3 protein-coding genes are annotated in these 1,692 nt (G+C 43.0%); 2 read left to right on the top strand and 1 reads right to left on the bottom strand.

All coding sequences use genetic code 11. The features are described from left to right. Positions 1-14: 14 nt before the first annotated feature. Positions 15-473: a hypothetical protein gene (locus tag QUA13_RS32325; RefSeq protein ID WP_333205161.1), complete on the bottom strand. Its 459-nt coding sequence runs from the start codon at positions 471-473 to the stop codon at positions 15-17. A gap of 205 nt (positions 474-678) precedes the next feature. Here QUA13_RS32325 and QUA13_RS32330 point away from each other — a divergent pair, with 205 nt between their 5' ends. Further along, complete coding sequence (locus tag QUA13_RS32330) at positions 679-1,269, top strand: RNA polymerase subunit sigma-24 (protein ID WP_333205163.1); 591 nt, start codon at positions 679-681, stop codon at positions 1,267-1,269. Between the two features lie 54 nt (positions 1,270-1,323). Next, a partial coding sequence (locus QUA13_RS32335; RefSeq protein ID WP_333205165.1) for a hypothetical protein occupies positions 1,324-1,692 on the top strand: 369 nt, incomplete at its 3' end.

A 1,692-nucleotide genomic window follows, 5' to 3' on the forward strand; every position in this document is an offset into this window, starting at 1 on the left:
TGAAAAATCTGTTCTCAATCCTTTTGGTTTGTCCTGGATGCTTGAATAACTGTTTCCCCGAAATATTGAGGGGATACAGTTTTGGTCTGTTTTGGGTTAGCTGTTTCCTGATTTGGTGGGTGTGAGTTTGGGATACTTGGCGGGTGTCTAGCTTCTCCACAATAATTAACGCAACTTATTTGCACACAGTCTTGTGCAAAATGCGAAACAATCGAGATTTGCAACCTCTCCATTGCCGATCGAAAATTTGTTTTATTAACATCTTCTCCTAACTGTTCTGAAAGTATCTGCCATAATTCCGCTCCGATTTCCCTGATGCGACTTTCAGAACAGTTAAAATCTTTTGCTATTTCTTTGTATGTCTCGCGTTGTAGAGTTCCCAGCAGTACCGCTGCTTGTAAATCGTCAAGGTGCTGACCCGTTTTCTCGAAGACTATGCGATCGGCGACATTTAACATTTCTTTAAAATTCATCTGGCAGGGAGATGCGAGAGTTTTGTGTATTGTAGCTCACAAATGCCAACATTTTCGTACATTTTCGTACATTTTCGTACAAAATTAGATTAAAGTTAGAGTGAAATCGAGGGATAATTGGCTGCAAAATAGAACATTATTGGGCTAGACGAACCTTTAATTTCTTAAGGATAATGGAACAAGTATTAAAAGGATAAATTAATTTATGAATTGGGAAAATTTTGCCAGTAAAGCAGGTGAAGAAGTTGTAGAAAATGTTGTAGAAAAAACTACGGGCATTGATGGAAATACAGTCAAAACAGCCAAAGCGGTTGTAGAATCTGGCGCTGCGCTAGGCGCGGCTGCTAGTGCTGCTACAGGGTTGAGTGTTGCAGCAACTTCAGGAGCAGGAATTACTTCAGGCCTAGCCGCAGCAGGTGGTGTGGTTGGTGGTGGCATGGCTGCTGCTCCTGCAGTATTAGGAGCGGGGCCAGCTTATCTTGGGGCAAAAATAATGAATGAAACTTTGTTCAAAGATCAACCGGACTTGTCTAAGGAAGAGCGTGATGCTCGTGAAGCAGCAAGAACAGCTACAAACATTGGGGCTGTTGCTGGTGTGGCTAGTGCCGGTCTTGCAACCGTAGCTGGCGGTGCTTCTGGTGCTGCAATTATGGGCACCCTTGCTGGTATCGGTGGCGTTGTCGGGGGAGGTGCGATCGCTGGTACTGCCATAGTTGCTGCTGCACCTGTTGCGGCGGCTGCTGCTATTGGATACGGAATATATAAACTGTTTGGAGGTAAAGGGAAAGATAGTTAGTTCAGTTTGGCTTTGAAAGTCTAATTAATCTGAAGTTTAACGGAACACTTAATTATGATGGATGAGATAGTCAATAAGTTAGCTGGTCTAGGAGTTGCTGGTTTAGTCTTAGTTGGGCTTGTTGCAACCTCTTCTTATGCAGGAGCCGTAGCAATTACAACTTCGTTAGCTTTTTTAGGTGGTCCTTTTGGCATGATTGGTGGCGCAGTTGCTCTCACCTTGATTGCAGGCGTTTCAAGCATGATTGCAAAGGTTGGGGTTGAGACTTTAGCAAAGGCTGTAGTTCAGGAACTCAAGAAGAGTGGCAGATCTGAGAGTTCTATCATTCAAGAAATCAATAATTTTCCAATAGACCTCTTGCGAAATTCTCAGGCGATCGCTAATTTATCTTCAAAGAAAGTTCATAATTATAAATACCAGCAA

This window comes from Microcoleus sp. S28C3 (genome assembly GCF_036700785.1).
Lineage (GTDB): Bacteria > Cyanobacteriota > Cyanobacteriia > Cyanobacteriales > Microcoleaceae > Microcoleus > Microcoleus asticus.

Excerpts from the sequence above, each read along its gene's own strand:
- QUA13_RS32325 (WP_333205161.1), bottom strand. The coding sequence starts at position 473 with ATGAATTTTAAAGAAATGTTAAATGTCGCCGATCGCATAGTCTTCGAG.
- QUA13_RS32330 (WP_333205163.1), top strand. The coding sequence starts at position 679 with ATGAATTGGGAAAATTTTGCCAGTAAAGCAGGTGAAGAAGTTGTAGAA.